Source organism: Muricoccus vinaceus (assembly GCF_042433125.1).
In the GTDB taxonomy this organism is placed as follows: Bacteria; Pseudomonadota; Alphaproteobacteria; order Acetobacterales; family Acetobacteraceae; genus Roseomonas; species Roseomonas vinacea.
On the sequence record NZ_JBHLVZ010000060.1, the window covers coordinates 12,450 to 32,533 of the forward strand.

The following is a 20,084-nucleotide window of genomic DNA, read 5'->3' on the forward strand; positions in this document are numbered from 1 at the left end:
CTCAGGGCAGCTTGGTGGTATCCCCGGCCTTCACCACCCCGGCGGCCGAAAGGTTCTGGCGCGATGCCTTCTCGGCGATGCCGCTGATCCCCTCGCGCCGGACCAGTTCCGCCCAGACCTGCTCCGGCCGGATGCCCGCATCCACCCAGACCACGATCAGGTGGTACAGCAGGTCCGCGCTTTCCCCGATCAGGGCGCCGCGGTTGCCGGCCATGGCCTCGATCACCGTTTCCACCGCTTCCTCGCCCAGCTTCTGGGCGACCTTGGCGGTGCCCCGCGCCAGCAGCCGGGCGGAATGGGAGGTCTCGGCATCGCCCGAGATGCGCCGCTCCTCCACCGTGGCCCAGAGCCGGTCCAGAACCGCCGGCACGGGATCGCCGCCGCCGGGATCCAGCGGCCCCAGGTGGCGCGTCTCGGCCCGGCGCACCCGCTTGGGCGGGCGCGCCCGCGCATCGATCGGGGCGTCCGCCAGGTCCTCGGGCACCGGCAGCGGGTGCAGGACGCGCAGGTCCTCCTTCCACTTCGCCGGCTTCAGCTTCGCCTTCGGCTTGGGCTTCACCTTGGCAGGTCCCTTGGCGGCACCCGCCTTGGCCGGCGCCTTCGGCGCGGCGGCCGGCTTGGCCTTCGCCTTCACCGCCGCCTTCCTGCGGGGGCGCTTGGCCTCATCCGCCTCCGGGCCCGGCTTCTTCGGCTTGCCCGGCTTCGCGCTCTTGCCCATCACGCCGCCTCCTGCGGTTCGGCTGCCGCCGGGCGCACGGGCCAGCCCGCCGCCGCCAGCGCCGCCTTGGCCTCGCCGATGCGGAAATGGCCGTAGTGGAAGATGCTGGCAGCCAGAAGCCCGGTCGCGCCCGCGGCCGCGCCCTCGGCGAAATGCTCCAGCTTGCCCACGCCCCCCGAGGCGACGATGGGCAGCCGGACCGCCGCCCGCACGGCGCGCAGGAGGTCCAGGTCGAAGCCCTCGCCCGTGCCGTCGCGGTCCATGGAGGTCAGCAGAAGCTCCCCCGCGCCGAGCGCCTCCACCCGCCGCGCCCATTCCACCGCGTCCACCCCGGTCTCGCGCCGCCCGCCATGGGTGAAGATCTCCCAGCGCCCCGTGGCCACCCGGCGCGCATCCACGGCCACCACGATGGCCTGGCTGCCGAAGGCCTCGGCGCCGCGCCGCACCAGCTCCGGATCCGCCAGCGCCGCCGAGTTCACGGACACCTTGTCGGCCCCCGCCAGCAGCAGCGCCCGCATGTCCTCCACGCTCCGCACGCCGCCCCCCACGGTCAGCGGGATGAACACCTCCGCCGCCGTACGCGACACAACATCGAGCATGGTGCCCCGGTTCTCGTGCGTCGCCCCGATGTCGAGAAAGGTGATCTCGTCCGCCCCCTCCCGGTCATAGGCGCGCGCCTGCTCCACCGGGTCCCCGGCGTCGCGCAGCGCGACGAAGTTCACGCCCTTCACGACGCGGCCGTCCTTCACGTCCAGGCAGGGGATCACGCGCAGCGCCAGCACCGTGGCAACTCCTTCGATTCAATCGGCCGATACAAACAGCCCATGCAATCGGCGATTGCGCCGGATGGGCGGGTGGGTCAAGCAATCGCGCGCAGCCGAAGAGCCCCGCGTTCCGCTTTTTCCAGCCTGTGGCAGCCTAGTTCAGGCGCGCCCGCCATTCCTCGATCATGTCGCGCCCGCGGGAGGCCGCCTCGCTTTCCGGGATCAGGGCCACGAAGCGCTCCATGCCTTCGATCGCCGCGCCCAGATGGCCCAGCCGCGCGTTCATCACCGCCGCCTCCCGCCACAGCGGCGCGGCGTCGGGCGCCAGGCGCAGCATGTCGCCGGTGCAGGCCAGCGCGCCCTCCACGTCCTCGTCCCGCAAGCGGCGCAGGCGGATGTTGGTCTGCAGCCGCAGCAGCACGGCCCGGCGGCTCATCGGCGCCAGCATCCCCGGCCGCAGCTCCGCCGAGGGGCCCTCCACCCGCTTGATCAGGGCGCGCAGCGCCGGCGCCGGCAGCGGCGTGCCGCCGGAGAAGGGGTCCACCACCACCGAGCCCGCCTTCTGCGCCCCGTCGAGCGCGATCAGGAAATGCCCGGGGAAGTCCAGCCCCCGTGCCGGCCATCCGGCCGCCTGCGCCACGTGCAGCCACAACAGCCCGATCGCCACGGGAAGGCCGCGCCTGCGCTCCGTCACCCGGATCAGGTTGGCGTTGCGCAGGTCGTCGTAGCTTTCGGCGTCGCCGGCATAGCCGGCCTCGTCGTGGATCACATGGGCCAGCAGCGCGCGCCGCGCTTCCGCGTCGCGCGGCACCTCCTGCGAGAGCGCGGCCCGCACCAACTCCGAGATGCGCTCCTCGGCCGCCCGCCAATCCGCGCCGGGCGCGTCGATCCGGGCGAATTGCAGCGCGACGGCAGCCAGATCCAGTTCGTCGTCCGGCAGGCGACCGGCGGCCTTGATCGCGTCCCTCGCCTCGGCGATCCCGTTCGGCATCAGCCCTCCACGCCCGGTGTCGCCGCCGCGGCGGGCACCATCCGGCCCAGGCGCCGCCCGCCGAACAGGTGCACGTGGAAGTGCGGCACCTCCTGCCCGCCCTCCGGCCCCATGTTGGTCAGCGCGCGGTAGCCGCGCGCCTCCAGCCCGAGGTCGCGCGCGACCTTGCCCACCACCCGCCAGAAGCCCGCGATCTCCGCGTCCGACGCCGATGCGCTGAAATCGGCCAGCGACACGTATCGCCCGCGCGGGATCACCAGCACATGCACCGGCGCCTGGGGGTTGATGTCGTGGAAGGCCAGGGCGTGCTCGTCCTCGTGCACCCGCTTGCTCGGGATCTCGCCGCGCAGGATGCGGGCGAAGATGTTGCCGTCGTCATAGGGCGGCAGGCCGGAAGGGCGACCGGAGGGCGAAGCGGACACGGCGGCTTCCTTACACGCTTGGGGCGCCTTTCCTGGGGCGCCGGCGCCCGCCGCGCAAGGCCTGCCGCCCGTTGCACCAGCCAGTGTGAACGGCCTTCGCTCAGTCCCGTGCGATCCGCCCGTCCAGCACCGGCGCCACCCGCCCCCGGGCCGCGATGTGGTCCGCGAGCACCTCCTCCAGCGGCGGCCCGTCGTCATAGGCCTCCAGCGCCGCGTCGCGCAGCACGCCGTAGCCGTCGCTGCCCGCGCGCATGAAGTTGTTGGTCACCACGCGGTAGGCGCGGTCGGGGTCCAGCGGGCCATCGGCCGTCCGCACCTCGCGCAGGCGCTGGCCGGGGGACGCGGCGGGGTCGAAGGTGAAGCGCAGCCCCGCCACCTGCGGAAAGCGCCCGCGCGGCACCGGCAGGCCGGACAGCCCGTTCTCCAGTGCCTCCCGCAGCGCGCCGCCGCGGATGGTCAGGGTGGCCAGGGTATTTCCGAAAGGCAGCACGGCCAGCACGTCGCCAAAGGTCAGCACTCCGCCGGGCAGCGAGGCACGCAGCCCGCCGCCGTTCAGCAGCGCGATCTCCGCGCCGGGGCTGCGGGCCAGCGCCGCCTCCGCGATCAGGCTGCCCAGGGCGCATTCCCCCTCCCGGCAGCCCGCATCGGGGAAGGGCCCGGCGGCGAGGCCCACCGGCTTGCGCCGAAGCTCGCCCAGCGGCCTGGCATACTCCGCCACGATGGCGGCCACCGCCGGATCTTCCGCCACGCCCGCCCCGATCGGCCGCACCGAGCCGCCATGGGCCGCCACCTGCCCGTCCGCCCCGAGGTCGAGGTCCATCCGCCCGAGATAGCGCCCGTGGCAGGCCACCGTCGCGATCCGCACGTCCCGCCCCTTGCCCGCGACCAGCAGCGGGCTCGGCCCCACCGCCCCCGCCAGCCCATTGGCCAGCAGCAGGTGCGAATGCCCGCCGATCACGGCGTCGATCCCCTCCACCTCCGCCGCCAGGTGCCGGTCCGCCGGCAGGCCGAGATGCGACAGCACCACCACCGTGCCCACCCCCTGCCGGCGCAGCGCGAAGGCGGCCCGGTCCGCGGCCTCCAGCGGATCGGTGAATCGCAGCCGCGGCCCGGGCGACGAGGAGCCCGCCGTGTCCGGCGTGGTCAGCCCCACCACCCCGATCCGCGCGCCGTCCGACTCCAGCACCGTGAAAGCCTGCACGCGGTCGCGCAGCAGCGGTTCCTCCGCCGTGTGGAGGTTGGCCGAGAGGAGCGGGAAGGGCACCGCCGCGGCGTAGCGCGCCAGGTTCTCCGGCCCGTTGTCGAACTCGTGGTTGCCGAGCGCCATGGCCATGGTGCCGACCGCCCGCTGCACCGCCGCCTCCGCGAGGCCCCGGTGGTGGGTGTAATAGAGGCTGCCCATGAACTGGTCGCCCGCATCCAGCAGGAAGGGCGCCCGGCCCTCGGCGCGGGCGGCGGCCATGGCTTCCCCGATGGCGCCCGCCAGCCTCGCCGCCCCGCCCGCGCAGGGGGCGTCCGCGCGGCAGACGCTGCCGCCCTCGGCCACGCCCTCGTGCTTGGAATGAAAGTCGTTCATGTGGATCAGCGCGATTCGCGCGCCCTCCGCCGCATGCGCGCGCCGCAGGGCCGGTGCCGCCAGCGGAAGCGCCGCCGCCGCGCGCAGCAGCCCGCGCCGCGAAAAACGGCGGGGCGGGAAAGGCGAGGCCGCTTCGTGCCGCATGGTTGCCCTTTTCACCGGAAAGACTGGGCCCGACGGGAGAGCCGCCGGCCGCATCGCGCGGCCTGCGGCCGAGGCCGGGTTGTGACGGTTTAGCGCCACTGCGCGGGAAACCGGAATGGCGCTTGCAGGACGCCGCAATGGCGCTTGCAGGCGGCGGCGGGCGGGTCCACAGGGCTTGCACCCCCCCGGGTTCCCTGGCCCCGCCGCGCACCGCCCCGATCGGGGGTGAGCGGCCCGCCCGCGCGCGGTTCGCGCGGAACCAGCGCGCCGCCTGCGAAACGGGCGGCGGCGCCCCGAGCGGGACAGCCATGCCGGTCTACCTGCCGATCGCCGAGATGTCGGTCGATGCCCTGGTGCTGCTGGGCATAGGCCTCGGCGTGGGCTGGCTGTCCGGCCTGTTCGGCGTCGGCGGCGGCTTCCTGCTGACGCCCCTGCTCATCCTGATCGGCATTCCAGCGCCGGTGGCCGTGGCCTCGGGCGCCAACCAGACACTCGGCGCCTCCGTCTCCGGCCTGATCGCGCAGTGGCGGCGCGGCAACGTGGATGCGCGCATGGGGGTCGTGCTGCTGGTGGCGGGCGTCGCGGGGTCCTCGGCGGGCACGCAGCTCTTCGTGCTGCTCAAGCGGCTCGGCCAGATCGACCTCGCCGTGTCGCTCTTCTACGTGGTGGTGCTGGGCACGGTGGGCGCGCTGATGGTGCGCGAAAGCCTGCGCGCCATTCTCCGCCGCCGCCGGGCCCTGCCGGCCCGCACCCACCAGCATTCCTGGCTGCATGGCCTGCCCTTCAAGATGCGGTTCCGCCAGTCGCGCCTCTACATCTCCGTCATCCCGCCGGCGCTGATCGGCTTTTTCATCGGCGTGCTCTCCTCCATCATGGGCGTGGGCGGCGGCTTCATGCTGGTGCCCGCGATGATCTACCTGCTGGGCATGCCGACCACGACCACCATCGGCACCTCCCTGTTCCAGGTCACCTTCGTCAGCGCCAACGTCACCCTGCTCCAGGCTCTCCAGACCGGCTCCGTGGACGTCGTGCTGACCCTGCTGCTGCTGACCGGCGGCGTGGCCGGGGCGCAGTTCGGCGCCGCCATGGGCACCAAGCTCCGGGGCGAGGAAACGCGGGCGCTGCTCGGGCTGCTCGTGCTCTCGGTCGCGGCCGGGCTGCTCTGGAGCCTGCTTGCCACCCCGGCCAACCTCTACCTCATGGGCCCGGCGACGTGACCCTGCTGTGCCGGGCGATGCTGGCCCTGCTTCTCCTGGGCGCCCACCCGGCCCTGGCCCAGCGGGAGCCCGCGCCACCCGCCGCGGCCCCCGCCGTGGCGGGCCCGGCGCTCGCGGCCGAGCTGGGCGAGCCCCGCATCGCCGTGGACACCAGCTTCGCCGGCGCCAACCTGCTGGTCTTCGGCGCGACCGAACGCCTGCTGGGCCCGGCCGGGGACAACGTGGTGATCCTCGGCCTCGGCCCCCCGCGGGACGTGGTGGTGCGCCGCCGGGTGCGCTGGCTCGGCATCTGGGTGAACGGCCCCTCCGCCCATTTCCGGGAGGTGCCGAACTATTACGCCGTGGCCGCCACCGCCCCCGTGGCCGGCCTGCTGGAGGAAGCCGCGCGGCGCGAGCGGCGGCTGGGCCTGGACATGCTGACCGCCCGCCTGCCCGGCCCGCGGGGGGCCGAGTTCCGCAACGCCCTGGTGGACCTCAAGCGCGGCTCGCGGCTCTGGAACGAGGAGGAAAGCCAGGTGGAGGTGTCCGGCGGACGCCTGTTCCACGCCCGCCTTCCGCTGCCCTCCACGATCGCGCCGGGCGACTACATCGTGCAGGTGCTGCTGGTGCGGGCGAACCGGATCGTGGCCCGGCAGGAGCTGCCCTTCCGGGTGGACCGGGTCGGCGCCACCGCCCGGATCGCCGACGTGGCGCGCAACCTGCCGCTGGTCTACGGCCTGGCCTGCATCGCGCTGGCCGCCTTCGCGGGCTGGCTGGGCAGCGTGATCTTCCGCCGCGGCTAGAACAGGTGCCGGCGGTCCGGGGTGCCAACACGCGCTATAGCCCATCCCCCCGCCGAGGAGGCATTCTAGGCCCCCGGCGCAAAGGGCGCCCGGTTTGCGTGAGGAGCCCCCATGCCGCAGGACCGCGTCTTCCTCGTCGTGGTGGACGACAGCCCGGAGCGCGCCGTGGCGCTGCGCTATGCCTGCCTGCGCGTGCGCAAGTCCGGCGGCCGCGTCGCCCTGCTGCGCGTGACCGAGCCCGTGGGCCTGCAGGAATGGGCGGGGATCGGCGCCCTGATGCAGGAGGAGCGCCGCCAGGAGGCCGAGCAGCTCCTCTCGGCGCTGGCGGCCCAGGTGCAGGAGATCACGGGCGGCCTTCCCATGATGCTGATCCGCGAGGGCGACCCGCTGGAGGAGGTGCTGGGCGCACTGGGGGAGGACCGGCGCATCTCGATCCTGGTGCTGGCCACGGCAACGGAGGGCGGCCCCGGCCCCCTGGTCTCGGCCCTGGCCGGACGCCATGCCGGGCGCCTGCGCTGCCCCATGACCATCGTGCCCGGCGGCATGGACGACGCGGAGCTGGACCGGGTGACCTGAGGCGACCCGGCGGCGCGTCCCACCCCTGCGCCGCGCAACGGTTGCGCCGGGCCCGGGCCTGCCCCACATCCGCGCAAGACGGCGGCACCCCGTGCCCGAAGCACCCGCCGCAAAAGGGACCCCCCGATGTTCATCGAAACCGAGGCGACGCCGAACCCCGCGACCCTCAAGTTCCTGCCCGGCCAGCCCGTGATGGGCGATCGCGGCACCGCCGACTTCATCTCCGCCGACACCGCCGCCCGCTCGCCTCTCGCGGCCCGGTTGTTCGAGCTGGACGGCGTGGCGCGCGTCTTCCTGGGCGGCGACTTCGTCACCGTCACCAAGACCGGCGCCACCGACTGGGCCGCGCTGCGCCCGCAGGTGCTGGGCGCCATCATGGAGCACGCCATGGCCGGCCGCCCCATCCTGGCCGGGGAAGAGGCCGAGGAGGAGGAGGACACCGACCCCGCCGATGCGGAGGTGGTGGCCCAGATCAAGGACCTGCTGGACACCCGCGTGCGCCCGGCCGTTGCCGGCGACGGCGGCGACATCGTGTTCCGCGGCTTCCGCGACGGCGTGGTGAAGCTGCGGATGCAGGGCGCCTGCTCCGGCTGCCCCTCCTCGCGCGCGACGCTCAAGCACGGGGTGGAGAACATGCTCCGCCACTACGTGCCCGAGGTGGTGGCGGTGGAGCAGGTGGAAGCCTGACAGCGCGCACCCGGGGCTGAGGCCCCGAGGCGTCGGGACCGGGCCGCGGGTTTCGCGCGCCCCTTCCCGGGGCAACCGGGCTGCCCGCCTGCGGGCGCCTGGTTGTTGAGGAAACGGGCGCGGCTTCATTCATTGGCCCGATGGCGGTAATGCCGCATCGCGTCTGGCCGTGCGGCGTGGCCGGAGGGATGATCCGCCCCAAGGAGAATCCCTCATGCCAGACACCAACCTTCCTCCCGACACGCGGCTGAGCGACGCCGCGCTGAACCGGATCTTCCGCCAGGCACGCACCGCGAACGCCTGGCAGGACCGTCCCGTGCCCGATGCGCTGCTGCGCGAGCTTTACGACCTCGTCTCGCTCGGTCCCACCAGCGCGAACCAGCTTCCCGGCCGCTTCGTCTTCGTCCGCACGCCCGAGGGGCGCGAGAAGCTGCTCGGCGCGGTCTCGGCCGGCAACCAGGACAAGACCCGCACCGCCCCGGTCACCGCGATCGTGGCCTATGACCCCGCCTTCTTCGAGCACCTGCCGCGGCTCTTCCCGCACGCCGATGCGAAGTCCTGGTTCACCGGCAAGCCCGAATTCGCCGAGCGCAGCGCGCTGGTGAACAGCACCCTCCAGGCGGCCTACCTCATTCTCGCCGCCCGATCGCTGGGCCTGGACGCGGGCCCCATGGGCGGCTTCGACGCGGCCAGGACCAATGAACTGTTCTTCGCCGAGAGCGGCTGGAAGGCCACCATGCTGATCAACCTCGGCTTCGGCGACCATTCCAAGACCTTCGGCCGCCTGCCCCGCCTGGCCTTCGACGAGGCCGCCGTCCTGGCCTGAGACACCCGCGTGGCTCCGCCATGGGCGCGGGGCCACGGCCCGCCCTGGGCAACCCCCGCCCAGCCCTCCCGTTCGACCACCCTGCATCGCAGGGACGCCCGCCATGTTCCGTTTGATCGTGATTGCCGCGCTCGCGGGAGGCATCGCCCTTCCGGTGCTGGCCCGCAGCCCCACGCCGGCCGAGCACGGCCAGATCGAGGCCGCGTTGCGCGGCGCCGGCTACGTCACCTGGGGCAGCATCGAGATTCCGCCCACCGGCGGCCGCATCGTGGTGGAGAACGCCCGGCGCGCCCAGGACGGCCCGGCGCGCTCCGTCTTGCTGGAGCCCGCGACCATGCGGGTCACGGAGGAGATGCCGGCGCGCTGAGCGCCGGCATCCGCTCACCTTTTCATGCCGCCACGCGGCCCGCCTGCGGATCCAGGCGGTAGCCGCCGCCCTCGGTCAGCAGCAGCGAGGCCGTCGCCGGATCCGGCTCGATCTTCTGGCGGAGGCGGTAGATGTGCGTCTCCAGCGTATGGGTCGTCACCGCGGCGTTGTAGCCCCAGACCTCGTTCAGCAGGATCTGCCGCCCCACGGGTCGGCCGCCGGCGCGGTAAAGGAACTTCAGGATCGCGCATTCCTTCTCGGTCAGCCGGATCCGGCGGTTCCGGCCGGTATCCTGGAGCATCTTGGCCGAGGGACGGAACGTATAAGGACCGATCACGAAGACCGCGTCCTCGGAGTTGTCGAAAACCCGGAGCTGGGCGCGGAGCCGCGCGATGAGTTCCATGATGCGGAACGGCTTGGCGATGTAGTCGTTGGCTCCCGAATCGAGGCCGCGGACGACATCGTGCTCCGCATCGGCGCCGGTCAGCATGATGATCGGCACCTTGATGCCGGTCCGCCGCAGCTCCGTGCAGAGATCGCGACCGTCGCCGTCGGGCAGGCCGATGTCGAGCAGCACGGCATCGAAGCGCGCCCCATCGGCCAGCAGGATCTGGCCTGCCTCAGCCATCGTTCCTGCCTCGCGCGGGTCGAACTCTCCATCCACCGCCAGCTGCTCGGCCAGGGTGGCGCGCAGCGCCTGGTCGTCATCCACGATCAGGATCGGACGTGGGTCCGACATGCACCCTCCCGTTAGAAACTTGATCCGTTCAAACCACCGAAGCGGCAATCCCGGAACTGTGAGGCTCGATATGGGGCTAAGCTGCCTCAACCGGCAAGGCTTAGCTCTCCTTTTCGTGGGTGTGTAGGCCGCGGAACACCATTGCGATGGCGATTGCCCCCTTTTGGCCACGTCCTCCATCCCATATTGGCACCGCGGCCAATACAGCGATGCGAGGCCGGATCGTTTGAGTGCCGGTTCCATCCGACAGAATGCGGGGAAACGGGGGGTTTGATGGGGAACGGCATGGCCGAGGCGACGGTAAGCGCCCTTCCGAACGGTGCTCCGGACGGGGCACCCGAGGGGATCGCCAGGAGGCTTGGCGGCTCTGCGGCGGTGGATCCGCGGGCGCTGGCGATGCGGGCCGTGCACCGCGTTGCCTCTGACCTCCGGCGCGGAACGCCCGTCCTGCTGGAGGGCGGCGGCGAATCGCTGGTCCTCGCGGCGGCCGAAACCGTGGGCGCCCGCGGCCTTTCGGAGCTTTCGGCCGCGGCCACCGGCCCGGCCGTGCTGCTGATCTCCGCCACGCGCGCGGCCGCCCTGCTGTCCCGCCCGGTGCCCGCCACCTCCACGGCGGCGGGCCCGGCGCCCGAGGACGTGCCCGTCTCCCTCCGGCTCTCCCCCAGCCTCCTCGCCCCCGATTCGCTCCGCCGCCTCGCCGACCCGGCGGCCGAGCAACTGCTGCCCGAGGCGCCGCAGATCGTCCCCTCTCTCGGCTTCTCCCAGGCGCTGTCGCCCGCGGCCATCGCCCTGGCCAAGATCGCACGCCTCCTGCCCGCCCTGGTCGCGGCCCCGGCCTCAACCCCCCTGCTTTCGGCAGGCGGTGCCGCGCGGCACGGCCTGCTCACGGTTTCGGTGGCCGAGGTGCTGGCCTATCCCCTTTCGGCCGCCACCAGCCTGGTGCGGGTGGCCGAGGCACGGGTGCCGCTCGAGGACGCGCCGGAGGCCCGCATCACCGCCTTCCGCGCGGCCGATGGCGGGATCGAGCACCTGGCGATCCTGGTCGGGCAGCCCGAGCGCGCCGGGGCGGTCGCCCCCCTCTGCCGCATCCACTCCGAATGCTTCACGGGCGACCTGCTGGGCTCGCTCCGCTGCGACTGCGGCCCGCAGCTCCGCGGCGCCATCGCCCGCATGGCGGCGGAGGAAAGCGGCGGGGTGCTGCTCTACCTCGCCCAGGAGGGACGGGGCATTGGGCTGGTGAACAAGCTCCGCGCCTACACGCTGCAGGATGCCGGGCTGGACACGCTGGATGCCAACCGGGCCCTGGGCTACGGCGCCGACGAGCGCGACTTCCGCGTGGCCGCCACCATGCTGGAGGCCCTGGGCATCCCCCGCGTGCGGGTGCTGACCAACAACCCGGACAAGCTGGCGGGCCTCGCCGCCTGTGGAATCGGGGTCGCCGGCCGGGTGTCGCACCTCTTCGCCGCCAACGGCGTGAACGACGGCTACCTGGCCACCAAGAAGGCCCGCTTCGGCCACCTGATGGGGTGAGGCACGCCCAGGCCCGGGCGGCACGCCGCTTGCGCGGCGCGCCCGGCCCGGACGGCAGGAGCGGCGGCATGAGCACCCTTGTTCCCAACACCACGAGCCCCGAGGGATGGGGCATGTTCGCCGGCCGTGTGTACGGCGGCACCCGTCCCGCCATGGATGGCGGCCCGCCCCTGACCGGGGACGAATCGGCGCCGATGCCGGTGGAGGCGTCCTTCGACGACCTGCTGGAATCGCTGAACCCCCTGCAGCACTTGCCGGGGGTGGGCACAATCTACCGGGAGGCGACCGGACGTGCCGCCCCCATCGCCGCCCGCATCCTGGTGGGCACGGCCATCAGCGGGCCGCTCGGCTTCCTGGGCGGGGTCGCCTCCGCCATGATCGAGGTCTCGGGCTTCGTGGACACGCTGCGGGCCATCGCCAACGGGCGCGACCAGCCCACCGCCTTTCTCGCCTGGGGCCAGACGGCCGACCCGGACACCCTGGCCCGCGGCCGACTGGCTTATGAGCAGCAGATGCGCGGCAACATGGCCTGAGCGGGCAGGGCCCTTGCGCCCGGCCCCGCCCGCCGCCACGAATCCGCCATGACCATCGCCTGGCTCGACGGCACCCACCTGATCCTGCAGCGCGATCGCTGGCGCTGCGCCATCGGCCGCGGCGGCATCCGCGCCGACAAGCAGGAGGGGGACGGCGCGACGCCGCGGGCCATGCTGCCGCTGCGCCGCGTGCTCTACCGCGCCGACCGCCTGCCCCCGCCCCGCTGCGCCGTGCCGGTGGAGCCCCTCTCCCCCTCCGACGGCTGGTGCGACGACCCGGCGGACGCCGCCTACAACCGCCCGGTTTCCCTGCCCTTCGCCGCCAGCCATGAGGAGCTTTGGCGGGCCGATCCGGTCTACGACATCATCGGGGTGCTCGGCTGGAACGACGCCCCGGTGGTGCGCGGCCGGGGCAGCGCGATCTTCCTGCACCTGGCCCGCCCGGACTACGCGCCCACCGAGGGCTGCGTCGCCCTCGCCCTGCCCGACCTGAGGGCCGCGCTGTCCGCAGGCCTCACGGGGATCGAAGTGGCCTGAGCCTCCGCGATTCGCGCGTGATTCGTATCGAATCCGGTTCTATCCTGGCGGCCATGTCCCGCCTCGGCCTGCTCCTCCTGCCCCTCCTTCTCGCCGCCTGCGGGACGCTCAACATGGGCGAGACCGGACGGGACGTGGAGAACGTGCTGCGCGCCAGCGTCCTCCTGCCGCCCCGCCAGGAAGGGCTGGCTCCCCGGCGCCGCCCGCTTCCCCCCGGGACCATCCCGGAGGTGGAGGTGGAGGTGACGGACGGCCCGACCCTGCTCGTGAGCTACGGCCGCCAGCGCAAGGTGATGACCATGATCCAGGGCACGGGCGAGCAGCGCATGTGGCGCTCGGACGACGGCACGGTGATCGCGACCGACGGCGCGCGGGTGGTGGCGACCGCGGGCACCGAGACCAGCCTCGCCGCCACGCGCTTCGACAGCCCGGACCCGCTGGACGACGTGACCACCCTGGTGGAGCACCCCGCCACCGCCCGCCGCGTGGTGGACCTCGTCCCCGCCGCGCGCGACGTGGACCGCATGCGCTTCGGCGTCGCGCTCGAGTGCCGCCTGCGGGCGACCCGGGTGGAGGAGGGGCTTTACGTGGAGGAGCGCTGCGGCGGCGGTGCCCGCTTCGTCAACCGCTACTGGGCGGATGGGGAGACCGGGGCCGTGTGGCGCTCGGAGCAGTGGGTGGGCATGGACAGCCGCCCCATGCTCATCGAGGTGGTCAGCCCGCCTTCCAACTGAGCCCGGCACGCCGCACCCGGCGCGCCACATAGAACAGCCAGAGAAGCTGCACGAGCAGCGCGGGCACCACCACCAGTGGCTTGGCCCAGGGCGCCAGCCCCGGGAAGGCCAGGGCGAGCCCGGCCTGGAACAGCACGAAGGCGCCGTGCACCGCGGCCACCCAGCGCACGGGCATGCCGCTGCGTGCGGCCATCTGGTAGAGGTGCGTGCGGTGCGGCGTGCTCGTCCGCTCCCCCATCGCGATGCGGCGCAGCAGGGTGAAGCCGGTGTCGAACAGGTGCGCGAAGAGCAGCAGCGGCACGATGAGGAAGGAGATCTGCGCCGTGTCGAAGCGCGCGCAGGCCACCGCCAGCACCGCCAGGATGAAGCCCAGGAACTGGCTGCCCACGTCGCCCATGAAGATCCGCGCGGGGTGCAGGTTGTAGGGCAGGTAGCCGGCCAGCCCCGCCGTCAGGAACAGCGAGGCCGCGTAGACGAACCAGGCCTCCTGCTCCGCCGCGATCAGGCAGAGCGCGGCGCAGGCCACCAGCAGCGAGCCGCCCACCAGCCCGTCCATTCCGTCCATGAAGTTCACGGCGTTGGTGCAGCCGACGATCCAGAACAGCGTCAGCAACGGGCCCCAGATGCCAAGCTCCACCACGCCGATCCAGGGAAGGGCGAGGCGCGTCACGACCAGCCCGCTGGCCATGGCCACCATCGCCGCCCCTGCCTGCGCCGCGAGCTTCACGACGAAGCGGAAGTCCCGGATGTCGTCGGCCAGGGCGACGCCGGCGATGGCCAGCGCGGCCAGGATGGTGCCGATGAACTCCGGCTCCGCGATGCGCGCGAAGCGGGCCGTGCCGTAGAGCACCACCATTCCCGCCACGAAGGCCGCGACGATGCCGAGCCCCCCGCCCTTGGGCGTGGGCACGGTATGCGCGGTGGCCAGGCGCCGGGCCGGGTCGTCCAGCATGGGATAGGCGATCATCAGCCGGACCACCCCGGCCGAGAGCAGCACGAGCAGGGCGGCGAAGCCCAGATGCGGCAGGAAGGCTTCGGCGTGCATCAGGGCGAGATCCGCGCCGGTTCCAGGCTGGCGTAAACGTCGCCGCTGTTGGCCGCGTGCGGCAGCGCCTCGATCCAGGCGCGCATCGCCGCCGCGTCCACGGGGGCGGGAAGGGCGAACGCCATGCCTTCGCCAAGCGCCGCGTTGAAGCGATAGGGGCCGAGGGAAGCCAGCCGCGCCAGGCATTCCCCGGCCACCTCGCGCTGGATGGTGGTGAACTCGAACGACACCGTGCGCGGCGCAAAGGACAGCCCGGCCAGCGCCTCCGCCTCGAAGCCTTCCACGTCCAGCTTGATGAAGTCGGGCGCGCCATGCGCGGCGGCCAGGGCATCGAGGGTGGTGACGGGGCGCGCGATGGCGCGGTCCCATTCCTGCCCCTCCCAGCCGGCGGCACCATCCGCCGCGGCCACGAAGGCGCCGGAGGCGGTGGCGACGGTGGGGTTGCGCGTGTTCAGCCGCAGCACCGCCTCCCCCGGCGCGGCGCCGACCAGCGCGGGCACCAGCGCCACGCCGGGGTCGCGGCCGAAGCCGCGGCGCAGCACGCGCATCAGGGCCGGCTGCGGCTCCACCGCCACCGCCCGGGCGCCCAGGCGCCGGAAGCTGGCCGCACGGTCGCCCACATGCGCGCCGACGTCGAAGCCGAGCTCGCCCGCACGGAGGAAGCGGCACAGGAAGCCGTCCAGCGCCTCCGCGCGGCCGAGGGCGAAATAGGTTTCAACGGACCGCCGGATGGCGCTGCGCGGCCTCACGCCGCGAACAGCAGGGCGCAACCCGCCGCCTCCGAGGCCGGGACCATGACGCCTCCCGGCACCTCCAGGTGCACCGCGCCCGACAGCGCGCGCCGCGTGGCGTCGAGGTCGGAAACCCCCAGCACCACGCCCGCCACCGCCGGCAGGGCAGGGGCCTGCAGCCCCGGCAGCAGCGCCGCGGCCTCATCCGGCCCCAGCACGCGCACCCGCGCCCCGTCCGGCAGGGGCAGGGCGAAGCCGCCGGCCGGGTCCGGCTCCAGCGGCAGCCCGGCCAGGCGGGACAGGCGCGCGGCGCTTTCCGCCGGGCGGTCCGAGACAAGGATGGCCGCGCGAAGCTCCCTGGCGCCGTTGGGATGGTCCAGCCACGCCTCCCGCCAGATCAGCTCGGGGGTCAGGTGCCGCACGAGCTGCACGCGCCCCTCGGGCGCATCCGGCAGGGGCAGGCGCTCGAACCGCGCGACGGCGCCGCCGGGCTCCACCGGGCGCGACAGCGGCGCGATGCCCGGAACGTCCAGCCCCGCCCGCCGCAGCCGCGCGAGGTTGGCCTGCGGCTCGTCCATGCCCAGTGCCAGGATATGCGCGCCCGCGAAGCGGTCCAGCATCGCGCCCAGCCCGTTGTCGGGCAGCGCGGGATCGACGATCGCCAGCAGCTCGAGGTAGCCGCGCCGCAGCATGGCGCATCGGTTGGCCGTGCCCAGCTTTCCCTGGGCGCCCGACTGCTGCGCCACCGGCGTCAGCGCGAAGCCCAGCCGCTCATGGGCATCCCACAGCGCCGCCGCATCGCGCGAGCAGACGCCGACATGGTCCAGTCCGCTCGCGGTCCGCATCAGGCCGGCGGCCCGGCCTCGTAATGCGGCAGCAGCCACGCCTCGGGCTCGGCCGCCGCCTCGTCGTACCAGCGGGACACCAGGGGATGCGCCCGCACGGCCTGCACATAGGCCTTGCCGCGCGCCGACAGCGCCGGGGCGTAGGTGATCAGCCGCGTCACCACGGGCGCGTACATGGCGTCCGCCACCCCCATGGCCGTGCCGTGCAGGAAGGGCCCGCCGCTGGCATCCAGGCACTGCGCCCACACCGTCTCGATCCGCGCCACGTCGGCCAGCGCGTCCGGCGTGCCGCCGCGGCCCGGGAACTCCCGCCCCAGGTTCATCGGCATGGCCATCCGCAGGCCCCGGAAGCCCGCGTGCATCTCGGAGGCCGCGCTGCGCAGCAGGGCCCGCAGCACGCGGTCCTCCGGCCAGAGGGCGGGCGCGAACTCGGCGCAGTATTCCAGGATCGCCAGGCTCTCCCACACCCGGGCGCCGCGGTGCTCGAGGTAGGGCACCAGCCCCGTGGGCGTCGCCGCCTTGATCGCCGCGGTGGTACCGCCCCCGGTCAGGGGGATCAGCACCTCCTCCACCTCCAGCCCCGCCAGATGCACCGCCAGCCAGCCGCGCAGCGACCAGGAGGAATAGCGCTTGGTGCCGATGAAGAGCTTTCCCTCAGCCATGCGCCGGCACCCCCTTGGAGGTGGAGTACTCGAAGTGCAGCGCCTCCCCCGGATGCACGCGCGGATGGATGGCGTGCGCGGCCATGGCCGCCTCCGAGAAGCCCTGCAGGATGAGCTTCAGCTTGCCCGGATAGGTCGCGACGTCGCCGATGGCATAGATGCCGGGCCGCGAGGTCTCGCAGGTGGAGGGCTCCACCCGGATGTGGCTGCGGTCCATCCCCAGCCCCCATTCGGCGATGGGGCCGAGCTCCATGGACAGCCCGAAGAAGGCGAGCAGGTGGTCCGCCTCCACGTCGCGCTCCTCGCCCTTCAGGGTGGAAAGCGTCACATGGGTCAGCGTCTCGCCGTCGCCCTTCAGCCCGTGCAACTGGTAGGGGATGGCCATCTCCACCTCGCCCCGCGCCGCGGCGGCGTCGAGCTGGGCCGCGGTCTCGGGCGCGGCGCGGAACTTGGGGCGGCGGTGAACCACCGTCACCTTGCGCGCAATCTCCTTCAGCGAGAGCGCCCAGTCCACGGCGGAATCGCCGCCGCCCGCGATCACCACGCGCTTGCCCCGGAAGTCCTCCCGGCGGGAAACCATGTAGCGCACGGCGCCCGCGCGCTCGTAGCCGGGAAGGTCCTCCAGCGGCGGACGGTTGGGCCCGAAGGCGCCGGCGCCGGCGGCCAGCACCACCGCCCTCGCGCGCACGCTGTCGCCCTCGCTGGTGCCCAGCGTGAAGTGCCCGTCCTCCTCCAGCAGCCGCTCCACGCGGCGCCCGAGCAGGTAGAGGGGCGTGAAAGGCTGTGCCTGGGTTTCCAGTTCCCGGATCAGGTCACCGCCGGCAATGCGGGGATGGGCGGGAATGTCGAAGATCGGTTTCTCGGGGTAGAGCGCCGAGCACTGGCCGCCGAGGGCTTCCAGCGCGTCGATCACCACGCATTTCATCCGCAGCATCCCGCACTCGAACACGGCGAAAAGGCCTGCGGGGCCGGCGCCGATGATGGCGACGTCCGTCTCGATATGCGCGGTCATGGTGATGGCGCGTCCCCGTCAATGAGGTGAGGGGAGGCGTGATACAGCGGGCGGGAAAGGGGGGGAAGGCGGCCCGCCGGAGATGCCGGGAACGGGAGGGGTGCCCCCGCCCCCGGCGCCGGGCCTCAGTTCGGGCGCACGCGGTCGATGGCGCGGTCCAGGGCGCGGCCGGTGGACTCCACGGGGCCGCTCGGCGGATCGATGGTGTCGCGTGCCCGCTCGCCGAAGGTGCGGTTGCCGCCGGTGCAGGCGGCGAGGGTCGCGAGCAGCAGCGCGGGCAGCAGGGCGGCACGGATCAGGCGCATCGGGGAAAATCCTTCAATGGTGACAGGGCAGCGATGCGCCCCTAACCGGCCGGCGCCGCGCCGGTTTCCATCCCGCTTGCCCCACCGGTGGCAGCGGGGGCAGATTGGCCCCCGCCCATGACCGCCCCGCTCACCCTCACCCTGCCCGACGAGGCGGCGACCGCCGCGCTCGCCGCCCGCGCGGCGCGCCTCGCCCGGGCGGGGGACGCGATCCTGCTGGACGGCCCGCTGGGCGCCGGGAAATCCGCCTTCGCCCGCGCCTTCCTGCGCGCCGCCAGCGGCGATCCCGCGCTCGAGGTGCCGTCCCCCACCTTCACCCTGGTCCAGTCCTACGACCTGCCGCAGGGGGCGGCGCACCACATGGACCTGTACCGCCTGGACGGTCCCGCGGGCCTTCCCGAACTTGGCTGGGAGGAAGCGCGGGAAGGCATCGTCCTCGTGGAGTGGCCGGACCGCCTCGGTCCCTACGCCCCCGCCGACGCCCTCCGCATCACCCTGGCCCCCGCCGAAGCCGAGAACGCCCGCCGCGCCACCCTGGCCGGCTGGGACGCCCCGCGCCTGGAAGCCCTCGCCGCCGCATGAGCCCCGACTCCTTTCTCGCCACCCACGGCTTCGCCGCAGCCCGCCGGGCGCCCCTGCCGGGCGATGCGGGCCACCGCCGCTACCTGCGCCTGACCGGCGGCCCGCGCCCGGCCATCCTGATGGACGGCTCCGCCGCCGCCGCCGTGGGCCTGCCCTCCGCCGAGGCCGACCTGCGCGCCTTCATGGCCATCGCCGCCCACCTGCGCGGCACCGGCCTTTCCGCCCCCGAGGTCCTGGCCGCCGACCCGCCCGCCGGGTTGATGCTGCTGGAGGACCTGGGCGAGCCCACCCACGCCTCCCTGCTGGACGCGGGCGCGGACCCTCTGCCGCTCTACACGGCCGCCGCCGAAACGCTCGCCGCCCTGCACGCCGCCCCGCCGCCCCCGGGCCTGCCCCTCTGGGAAGGCGAGACCATGGCCCGCGCCGCCGCCGCCACCTTCCTGGACTGGTGGTGGCCCGCGGCACTGGGCACCGATCCCGCCCCCGCGCAGCGCGACGCCTTCCGGGCCGCCATCCGCGCCATGCTCGCCCCCTTCGAAGGAGCGGGGGCCTTCGTCCACCGCGACTACTTCCCCGCCAACCTGCTTCCCTTGCCGGATCGCGCCGGGCCGGCCTCCGTCGGCATCATCGACTTCCAGGACGCAGGCCTCGGCCACCCCGCCTATGACCTGGTGAGCCTGCTGCAGGATGCCCGGCGCGACGTGCCCGGGACCATTCGCCAGGCCGCCACCGCCCGCTACCTCGCGGCCCGCCCGGGCATCGACCGCGCCGCCTTCGTCGCCGCCACCGCCGCCATGGCCGCCCAGCGCCACCTGCGCGTCGCCGCCCTCTGGGTGCGGCTGGACCGGCGCGACGGGAAGCCGCACTACCTGGCCCATGGGCCGCGTTGCTGGCGCCTGCTGGACGAGGCCCTCGCCCACCCCGCCACCGCGCCGCTGGCCGCCTTTCTCGACGAACACGTGCCGCGCCACCTGCGTGCCAACCCACGGATGGAATCCGCCGCATGATCACCCTGAGCAAAGGCATGGTCCTCGCGGCCGGGCTGGGCACGCGGATGAGCCCGCTGACCGAGGCCGTGCCCAAGCCCCTGCTGGCGCTGCGCGGCCGCTCGCTGCTCGACCACGCGCTGGACCGGCTGGGCGATGCCGGGATCGGGGAGGCGGTGGTGAACGCCTACCACCTCGCCCCCCAGGTCGTCGCCGCCTGCGAGGCCCGGCGCAGCCCCCGCTGCACCGTGCTGGTGGAGGACACGCTGCTGGAAACCGGCGGCGGCATCCGCAACGCCCTGCCGCATCTGGGCGATGCCCCCTTCGCCGTGGTGAACGGCGACGCCTACTGGCTGGACGGCCCCACCCCCGCCCTGCTGCGCCTCGCCGCCGCCTTCGACGAGGCGCGCATGGACGCCCTGCTGCTGATGGTCCGTGCCGCCCAGGTGGAGGGGGAGGTGGGACTCGGTGACTTCCTGCTCGACCCGCTCGGCCGCCTGCGCCGCCCCAGGGAGCGGGAGGTGGCGCCCTATCTCTATGCCGGCGTGCAGATCATCCACCCCCGCCTGCTGGATGGCACGTCGCCCGGGCGCTTCGGCCTGATGGGCCCCTGGATGCGCGCCATCGAGGCCGGGCGCCTCTACGGACTCGTGCATGACGGCGCCTGGTTCCACCTTTCCACGCCGCCGGATCTGCAACGGGCCGAAGAAGCGCTGGACAAGGGACTGGTGAACCTGTTCTAGCGCTGTTCTTCCGTCGGGGGAGGGGAATCG

At 73.6% G+C, this 20,084-nt stretch carries 25 protein-coding genes; 13 read left to right on the forward strand and 12 right to left on the reverse strand.

The window, feature by feature from the left end; all coding sequences use genetic code 11:
- Window position 1 precedes the first annotated feature (1 nt).
- The 5 genes from ACFFIC_RS17400 to ACFFIC_RS17420 all read right to left on the reverse strand — a co-directional run bounded on the left by ACFFIC_RS17400 (window position 2) and on the right by ACFFIC_RS17420 (window position 4,615).
- Window positions 2-403 (reverse strand): phosphoribosyl-ATP diphosphatase, encoded by a 402-nt coding sequence (locus tag ACFFIC_RS17400; protein ID WP_377052913.1) that lies wholly within the window; start codon window positions 401-403, stop codon window positions 2-4.
- 314 nt (window positions 404-717) lie between these two features.
- A complete protein-coding gene (gene hisF, locus ACFFIC_RS17405; RefSeq protein ID WP_377052619.1) occupies window positions 718-1,500 on the reverse strand; it encodes an imidazole glycerol phosphate synthase subunit HisF in 783 nt (260 codons plus the stop codon).
- A 136-nt stretch (window positions 1,501-1,636) separates the two neighbouring features.
- Window positions 1,637-2,473 (reverse strand): SirB1 family protein, encoded by an 837-nt coding sequence (locus ACFFIC_RS17410; protein WP_377052621.1) that lies wholly within the window; start codon window positions 2,471-2,473, stop codon window positions 1,637-1,639.
- Window positions 2,473-2,895, reverse strand: a complete 423-nt coding sequence (locus ACFFIC_RS17415) for a histidine triad nucleotide-binding protein (RefSeq protein ID WP_377052623.1) — start codon at window positions 2,893-2,895, stop codon at window positions 2,473-2,475. The genes ACFFIC_RS17410 and ACFFIC_RS17415 overlap by 1 nt, the downstream gene beginning before the upstream one ends.
- Before the next feature lie 100 nt (window positions 2,896-2,995).
- A complete protein-coding gene (locus tag ACFFIC_RS17420; protein WP_377052625.1) occupies window positions 2,996-4,615 on the reverse strand; it encodes a bifunctional metallophosphatase/5'-nucleotidase in 1,620 nt (539 codons plus the stop codon).
- A gap of 122 nt (window positions 4,616-4,737) precedes the next feature.
- Here ACFFIC_RS17420 and ACFFIC_RS17425 point away from each other — a divergent pair, with 122 nt between their 5' ends.
- The 6 genes from ACFFIC_RS17425 (at window position 4,738) to ACFFIC_RS17450 (ending at window position 9,070) form a co-directional block, all read left to right on the forward strand.
- Window positions 4,738-5,832 carry a sulfite exporter TauE/SafE family protein gene (locus ACFFIC_RS17425; RefSeq protein WP_456306941.1) on the forward strand — a complete coding sequence of 365 codons (1,095 nt, stop codon included), beginning with the start codon at window positions 4,738-4,740 and terminating at the stop codon, window positions 5,830-5,832.
- Entirely contained in the window at window positions 5,829-6,614 is a 786-nt protein-coding gene (locus tag ACFFIC_RS17430; RefSeq protein WP_377052627.1) for a TIGR02186 family protein, read from the forward strand. The genes ACFFIC_RS17425 and ACFFIC_RS17430 overlap by 4 nt, the downstream gene beginning before the upstream one ends.
- 111 nt (window positions 6,615-6,725) lie before the next feature.
- Window positions 6,726-7,190 carry a universal stress protein gene (locus tag ACFFIC_RS17435; RefSeq protein WP_377052629.1) on the forward strand — a complete coding sequence of 155 codons (465 nt, stop codon included), beginning with the start codon at window positions 6,726-6,728 and terminating at the stop codon, window positions 7,188-7,190.
- Window positions 7,191-7,316: 126 nt separating this feature from the next.
- Window positions 7,317-7,877: a NifU family protein gene (locus ACFFIC_RS17440; protein WP_377052631.1), complete on the forward strand. Its 561-nt coding sequence runs from the start codon at window positions 7,317-7,319 to the stop codon at window positions 7,875-7,877.
- Window positions 7,878-8,091: 214 nt separating this feature from the next.
- The gene (locus ACFFIC_RS17445) at window positions 8,092-8,703 is read left to right on the forward strand and encodes a malonic semialdehyde reductase (protein WP_377052633.1); all 612 of its coding nucleotides are present in this window, start codon (window positions 8,092-8,094) and stop codon (window positions 8,701-8,703) included.
- Window positions 8,704-8,806: 103 nt separating this feature from the next.
- Window positions 8,807-9,070, forward strand: a complete 264-nt coding sequence (locus tag ACFFIC_RS17450; RefSeq protein ID WP_377052635.1) for a hypothetical protein — start codon at window positions 8,807-8,809, stop codon at window positions 9,068-9,070.
- Between the two features lie 22 nt (window positions 9,071-9,092).
- Here ACFFIC_RS17450 and ACFFIC_RS17455 read toward each other — a convergent pair whose 3' ends face one another.
- Entirely contained in the window at window positions 9,093-9,809 is a 717-nt protein-coding gene (locus ACFFIC_RS17455; protein ID WP_377052637.1) for a response regulator transcription factor, read from the reverse strand.
- Window positions 9,810-10,082: 273 nt separating this feature from the next.
- Here ACFFIC_RS17455 and ribA point away from each other — a divergent pair, with 273 nt between their 5' ends.
- From ribA to ACFFIC_RS17475, 4 genes are all read left to right on the forward strand, one after another.
- Complete coding sequence (gene ribA / locus ACFFIC_RS17460; protein ID WP_408906654.1) at window positions 10,083-11,339, forward strand: GTP cyclohydrolase II; 1,257 nt, start codon at window positions 10,083-10,085, stop codon at window positions 11,337-11,339.
- A 68-nt stretch (window positions 11,340-11,407) separates the two neighbouring features.
- Complete coding sequence (locus tag ACFFIC_RS17465) at window positions 11,408-11,872, forward strand: hypothetical protein (protein WP_377052639.1); 465 nt, start codon at window positions 11,408-11,410, stop codon at window positions 11,870-11,872.
- 48 nt (window positions 11,873-11,920) lie between these two features.
- Window positions 11,921-12,409 (forward strand): L,D-transpeptidase family protein, encoded by a 489-nt coding sequence (locus ACFFIC_RS17470; protein WP_377052641.1) that lies wholly within the window; start codon window positions 11,921-11,923, stop codon window positions 12,407-12,409.
- Window positions 12,410-12,426: 17 nt separating this feature from the next.
- Window positions 12,427-13,143: a YjbF family lipoprotein gene (locus ACFFIC_RS17475; protein WP_377052643.1), complete on the forward strand. Its 717-nt coding sequence runs from the start codon at window positions 12,427-12,429 to the stop codon at window positions 13,141-13,143.
- Here ACFFIC_RS17475 and ACFFIC_RS17480 read toward each other — a convergent pair.
- From ACFFIC_RS17480 to ACFFIC_RS17505, 6 genes are all read right to left on the reverse strand, one after another.
- Complete coding sequence (locus ACFFIC_RS17480) at window positions 13,124-14,188, reverse strand: glycosyltransferase family 4 protein (protein WP_377052645.1); 1,065 nt, start codon at window positions 14,186-14,188, stop codon at window positions 13,124-13,126. The two genes, ACFFIC_RS17475 and ACFFIC_RS17480, sit on opposite strands and share 20 nt — an antisense overlap.
- Window positions 14,188-14,937, reverse strand: a complete 750-nt coding sequence (locus ACFFIC_RS17485) for an FkbM family methyltransferase (protein WP_377052647.1) — start codon at window positions 14,935-14,937, stop codon at window positions 14,188-14,190. The genes ACFFIC_RS17480 and ACFFIC_RS17485 overlap by 1 nt, the downstream gene beginning before the upstream one ends.
- Entirely contained in the window at window positions 14,934-15,764 is an 831-nt protein-coding gene (locus ACFFIC_RS17490) for a VOC family protein (protein ID WP_377052649.1), read from the reverse strand. The genes ACFFIC_RS17485 and ACFFIC_RS17490 overlap by 4 nt, the downstream gene beginning before the upstream one ends.
- The gene (locus ACFFIC_RS17495) at window positions 15,764-16,426 is read right to left on the reverse strand and encodes a glutathione S-transferase family protein (RefSeq protein WP_377052651.1); all 663 of its coding nucleotides are present in this window, start codon (window positions 16,424-16,426) and stop codon (window positions 15,764-15,766) included. Before ACFFIC_RS17495 ends, ACFFIC_RS17490 begins: the two co-directional genes overlap by 1 nt.
- A complete protein-coding gene (locus ACFFIC_RS17500) occupies window positions 16,419-17,438 on the reverse strand; it encodes an NAD(P)/FAD-dependent oxidoreductase (protein WP_377052653.1) in 1,020 nt (339 codons plus the stop codon). The genes ACFFIC_RS17495 and ACFFIC_RS17500 overlap by 8 nt, the downstream gene beginning before the upstream one ends.
- Window positions 17,439-17,563: 125 nt before the next feature.
- Window positions 17,564-17,743 (reverse strand): hypothetical protein, encoded by a 180-nt coding sequence (locus ACFFIC_RS17505; RefSeq protein WP_377052655.1) that lies wholly within the window; start codon window positions 17,741-17,743, stop codon window positions 17,564-17,566.
- A gap of 117 nt (window positions 17,744-17,860) precedes the next feature.
- Here ACFFIC_RS17505 and tsaE point away from each other — a divergent pair, with 117 nt between their 5' ends.
- The 3 genes from tsaE to ACFFIC_RS17520 are packed head-to-tail and all read left to right on the forward strand — an operon-like array spanning window position 17,861 to window position 20,054.
- Window positions 17,861-18,325: a tRNA (adenosine(37)-N6)-threonylcarbamoyltransferase complex ATPase subunit type 1 TsaE gene (gene tsaE, locus ACFFIC_RS17510; RefSeq protein WP_377052657.1), complete on the forward strand. Its 465-nt coding sequence runs from the start codon at window positions 17,861-17,863 to the stop codon at window positions 18,323-18,325.
- The gene (locus tag ACFFIC_RS17515; protein WP_377052659.1) at window positions 18,322-19,332 is read left to right on the forward strand and encodes an aminoglycoside phosphotransferase family protein; all 1,011 of its coding nucleotides are present in this window, start codon (window positions 18,322-18,324) and stop codon (window positions 19,330-19,332) included. The genes tsaE and ACFFIC_RS17515 overlap by 4 nt, the downstream gene beginning before the upstream one ends.
- Window positions 19,329-20,054 carry a nucleotidyltransferase family protein gene (locus tag ACFFIC_RS17520; RefSeq protein WP_377052661.1) on the forward strand — a complete coding sequence of 242 codons (726 nt, stop codon included), beginning with the start codon at window positions 19,329-19,331 and terminating at the stop codon, window positions 20,052-20,054. Before ACFFIC_RS17515 ends, ACFFIC_RS17520 begins: the two co-directional genes overlap by 4 nt.
- Window positions 20,055-20,084: the final 30 nt, after the last annotated feature.

Excerpts from the sequence above, each read along its gene's own strand:
- ACFFIC_RS17465 (WP_377052639.1), top strand. The coding sequence starts at position 11,408 with ATGAGCACCCTTGTTCCCAACACCACGAGCCCCGAGGGATGGGGCATG.
- ACFFIC_RS17470 (WP_377052641.1), top strand. The coding sequence starts at position 11,921 with ATGACCATCGCCTGGCTCGACGGCACCCACCTGATCCTGCAGCGCGAT.
- ACFFIC_RS17495 (WP_377052651.1), bottom strand. The coding sequence starts at position 16,426 with ATGGCTGAGGGAAAGCTCTTCATCGGCACCAAGCGCTATTCCTCCTGG.
- ribA (WP_408906654.1), top strand. The coding sequence starts at position 10,083 with ATGGGGAACGGCATGGCCGAGGCGACGGTAAGCGCCCTTCCGAACGGT.
- ACFFIC_RS17455 (WP_377052637.1), bottom strand. The coding sequence starts at position 9,809 with ATGTCGGACCCACGTCCGATCCTGATCGTGGATGACGACCAGGCGCTG.
- ACFFIC_RS17515 (WP_377052659.1), top strand. The coding sequence starts at position 18,322 with ATGAGCCCCGACTCCTTTCTCGCCACCCACGGCTTCGCCGCAGCCCGC.
- ACFFIC_RS17490 (WP_377052649.1), bottom strand. The coding sequence starts at position 15,764 with ATGCGGACCGCGAGCGGACTGGACCATGTCGGCGTCTGCTCGCGCGAT.
- tsaE (WP_377052657.1), top strand. The coding sequence starts at position 17,861 with ATGACCGCCCCGCTCACCCTCACCCTGCCCGACGAGGCGGCGACCGCC.
- ACFFIC_RS17420 (WP_377052625.1), bottom strand. The coding sequence starts at position 4,615 with ATGCGGCACGAAGCGGCCTCGCCTTTCCCGCCCCGCCGTTTTTCGCGG.
- ACFFIC_RS17445 (WP_377052633.1), top strand. The coding sequence starts at position 8,092 with ATGCCAGACACCAACCTTCCTCCCGACACGCGGCTGAGCGACGCCGCG.
- ACFFIC_RS17435 (WP_377052629.1), top strand. The coding sequence starts at position 6,726 with ATGCCGCAGGACCGCGTCTTCCTCGTCGTGGTGGACGACAGCCCGGAG.
- ACFFIC_RS17505 (WP_377052655.1), bottom strand. The coding sequence starts at position 17,743 with ATGCGCCTGATCCGTGCCGCCCTGCTGCCCGCGCTGCTGCTCGCGACC.
- ACFFIC_RS17450 (WP_377052635.1), top strand. The coding sequence starts at position 8,807 with ATGTTCCGTTTGATCGTGATTGCCGCGCTCGCGGGAGGCATCGCCCTT.
- ACFFIC_RS17520 (WP_377052661.1), top strand. The coding sequence starts at position 19,329 with ATGATCACCCTGAGCAAAGGCATGGTCCTCGCGGCCGGGCTGGGCACG.
- ACFFIC_RS17500 (WP_377052653.1), bottom strand. The coding sequence starts at position 17,438 with ATGACCGCGCATATCGAGACGGACGTCGCCATCATCGGCGCCGGCCCC.
- ACFFIC_RS17480 (WP_377052645.1), bottom strand. The coding sequence starts at position 14,188 with ATGCACGCCGAAGCCTTCCTGCCGCATCTGGGCTTCGCCGCCCTGCTC.
- ACFFIC_RS17440 (WP_377052631.1), top strand. The coding sequence starts at position 7,317 with ATGTTCATCGAAACCGAGGCGACGCCGAACCCCGCGACCCTCAAGTTC.
- ACFFIC_RS17410 (WP_377052621.1), bottom strand. The coding sequence starts at position 2,473 with ATGCCGAACGGGATCGCCGAGGCGAGGGACGCGATCAAGGCCGCCGGT.